This window comes from Mesorhizobium sp. M4B.F.Ca.ET.017.02.2.1 (genome assembly GCF_003998955.1).
GTDB lineage: Bacteria > Pseudomonadota > Alphaproteobacteria > Rhizobiales > Rhizobiaceae > Mesorhizobium > Mesorhizobium abyssinicae.
The window spans coordinates 1-3434 of sequence record NZ_RZOF01000486.1 but is presented as its reverse complement, the minus strand read 5'-3'; the positions used below and the strand labels follow the sequence as shown (position 1 = coordinate 3434).

Here is a 3434-nt window from a genome sequence, read left to right as displayed (position 1 = left end):
CCCATGTTACTTTCTCTTCGACTTCGGGTTCAGCTGCAGCGACGCGACGACGCTCAGTGGCTTGTTCGAGGTCTGCGTTGCCCACTCTCCCACGAGCTCGGCGAACTCTTGCGCCTGCGGACCCTCAACCGCCACACCCCAGCCGCTAACCACCCACCCGCCGATCTTGCTCACCGGCAGTCGTCCGAGGAATGCAACCAGCGGTTCGCGCAGTTCCGGCCGGTCTCCGCAAAGGCGCGCCAGACCCTCGGCCGCCGGCGGCCGTTTGCCGAGATCTTCGGTCTGATCAATCTTCGTCACGAGGCCCTGGAACACCCGGTTGGCATCTTCGGGCGTGAGCGCAGCCACCTCGGCCTTCGTCACCTGCGTGACGCCGAGAGTCGACGTCGCCAGCCGCTCGATCATGGCTTCCACGGGGCCGCCGGCGACACCGATGCCGGCGGACGTCCTGCGGTCGCGGCTGACAAACACGTAGGGCCGCAGGTCGATGCCGTTCAGCGGCGGGGGGATCGCCGCCCAGCGCTTGACCCACTCGATGTTGGGCCAGTCGGCCATGGGATCATCATCGGCGTCCTTGCCACCCTTCGAGGTCACCTTCCGCTCGAGGATCGAGATGGTCTTGGAGCCGTCAGCGGACGCGTCGCGGGCGATCGCGTTGAACAGTTCCGGGGCGAATCGCTCCGCCAACATCAGCTTGGCCAAGACGGATTGCTTGATATCGTCCTGGAAGCCGCGCTCGCTGGCGATCTCGACGCGCAGGGCCATGGTGTTGACGAAGCGTTTGATCTGCCGGGGATTGCCGTGGGCGCCCTCGGTTAGGATCGGCGTAATCTCCGCCGCAAGCTGCAGGGCGGCATCCAGATCGGAGGGTATGGACCCCAGCCTCGCCTTGATTTTGTCTCGGTCGAAGCCGGTGCCCAGCCAGGGCCGCTGCAAGGCCTTGCGCGCCACCTCGAGCAGGCTCTTGAACTCCACCGAACTGTCGCTGACGCCGGAGGCCAGATAGAGCAGCAAGGTGAGATAGACCAAGGTCTCCGACGCGCCAAGTGCCGGCATGCGGAACGGAACCTGGATCAGTTTTTCCAAGTAGTTGCGCGCGTAGCTTGTAGGCCCCGCCGCCGCCGGGAGATCGGGAAAGTGGTTGCGCACGGCATATTCAATCATGCCCTCGTCAGCGGCGATGACGAACGCCGCGTTCGGCACGAACAAGAACAGGCGGATAGCCTCCAGCGTGGCGATCGCCGTCTGCGGGAGGCATCGATCGAGGTCGTCGATCAAGACGATCAGCCGGTCGACCTTGGCGCGCTCCAGCAGCTCCTCGAAGTCTTCGCGAAAGGCGTGCATCCGTTGCGGCGTCGTCTCGGAAGGTGCGGCCTCCTTAAAATGCTCCGCCGCACCGTCCATGACCTTGTTGAACACGTCGCCGGTCAGGTAGGCCTTGGGATCGCTAATCACCTTGCCCGCGATCGAACCAATCCCCTGGATCAGGTCCGGACCGGGGATCCCGGTCGCCATGGTGAACGCCAGGCTGCCTGCGGTGCGGGCGGCCTTCATCCAGTTGACGGCCTTCAGGACGTCCCAGGCCTTGTCCGCCACCTTGGCGATCCCGGACCTCTCCTTGAGGAGGGCTGCGACGATCGTCTCGATCAGCACCGCCTTCGCGTCGTCGTATCCCTCAAACAGCCAGCCGTTGAACCGGACACACAGGGTGTCTGTCTGTCCCTTGAATGCCGACTCAATCATCAGCAGCGTGCTGGATTTGCCCGCTCCCCAGTCGCCGTGCAACCCGATCGTCAACGGTTCCTTCGACTTCTGCCTGATCAGCTTGACGACCGTTTTAGCGACCGTCTCGTAATACAGGTAGTCGATGGCGGTTTCATTATCCGCGATAATCACGAAATCCCCTCCCCCAAACCCTGGGTATCCTTGCCGTTATAACAGAGTTCAGAATTGCAATCTGTCTCTCGCAATAACCCCCAAAGCACTGAGAGACATGCGCAACCCGCTATTTCGGTCGGCTCAGCAATTAGAAGCGCCGTCTCATGATTTGTCTAGGATTTTTCTTGGGATGATTTGCTTATCCAGGGTCCGTCCGGCGGCTTAAATAGCACTCTCGATGGATACAACTTCACACCAGGCAGCGCGCCTGCGAGTGACCCATCATTCACCGCCACCGGCGTTTTTGGCTCTCCAGAACGGCTCGCGCCGATCAGCGGAGCAAAACCCCATCGATGTGGATGTTCCGTACAATCTTGACCCAGCCGGGGTTCATGCGAACACCGCTGCCGAGATGCGAACGTAGGAAATCCGCCACCTCATCCAAACTGGAGAGGTGGGCTGGATGCACGTTAGATCCAAAGTGATGGCAGGCAAAGTAGCCATCAGAACCGGGCTCGGCCCACGCGGTTACCAAACCGCCAATGACACGTTCAATACGAGCTACAGGCATATTTCCCCCCACCATTTTCTAGGCAACGCCCCACGCCCGACAGCGTCTCCTCACGTCATCTCGCGAACCCCGGTCGTAGATCCTGTTGAGGACGCCGCGAACTGCGGCCACCGGCCAGGCAGCGTATTATTCATCAGTGCCGACGCTAAGCATGCTCTTCCTCGTCGTTGTATAATCCTGGCATGATATCACCTGCGAGTAGCTTCTCCTTCGAGAGCAGTCCAGCGTCCTCGAGGGCTTCGAAATCCGGCAGGTCGCGCAGCGTGTCGAGCCCGAACTCCAGCAGGAATTCTTTTGTCGTCACATAGGTGTAGGGCGCGCCCGGCGTTGGGCTGCGCGGACCGGAAGCGATCAGGCCGGCACCGCGCAGATGACCAATAAAATCGCGACTGATCTCGTTGCCGAAGAAAGACGACAGTTCGGCGCGGGTGATCGGCTGGAAGTAGCCGATGCACATCAGCACCAAAACCTCCGACTGCGTAAGGTCGGCCGTCTTCCCACTTCCACCTACAGCAGCACGGATGGCGTCTGCATAGGCAGGCCGGGTCAAATGTTTCCAGCCGCCGGCGACCGAAACCAGATCGTAAGGGCGGCCGCGCAGCTCCTCGCGGATGTCGTCGATGAGAAGATCAATGCTGCAGCTTTTCCCGACGATGCGGGCGAGCATTTCGCGGTCGACCGGCTCGCTAGCGGCGAAGATCGTTGCTTCGACCCGGTGCATCCATTCACGCCAACGCGCTTCCGGCGGCAGATGATCCAGTTCCCGGTCAAACAGCTGGTCAGCTGATCGACGGTCATCTGGCCGGCTCCCTCCTCGCCTACGTGCACTCTCCGCCATTGTCTTCACAGCCCGTAGATGCGGAAGGTAGCGCGGCCGGACAATTCACGCACGGCACCGAGCTCGACCAGCCGGTCGAACAGGCGGCGCAGGCCGCGATCGCTCATGCCGGCGATTTGTTCTGAGGCGACGATCGCGTCGTCAGAG

The 3434-nt window shown here is 61.6% G+C and carries 3 protein-coding genes; all 3 read right to left on the bottom strand.

Features of this window, described 5'->3' with window-relative positions:
* Positions 1–6: 6 nt before the first annotated feature.
* A complete protein-coding gene (gene qatA / locus EN738_RS32475; protein ID WP_127287135.1) occupies positions 7–1896 on the bottom strand; it encodes a Qat anti-phage system ATPase QatA in 1890 nt (629 codons plus the stop codon).
* Between the two features lie 698 nt (positions 1897–2594).
* Positions 2595–3287, bottom strand: coding sequence for an SMC-Scp complex subunit ScpB (locus EN738_RS32470; protein ID WP_091600266.1), 693 nt, complete (start codon positions 3285–3287; stop codon positions 2595–2597).
* A 5-nt stretch (positions 3288–3292) separates the two neighbouring features.
* A partial coding sequence (locus tag EN738_RS32465) for a DUF1403 family protein (RefSeq protein WP_127287134.1) occupies positions 3293–3434 on the bottom strand: 142 nt, incomplete at its 5' end.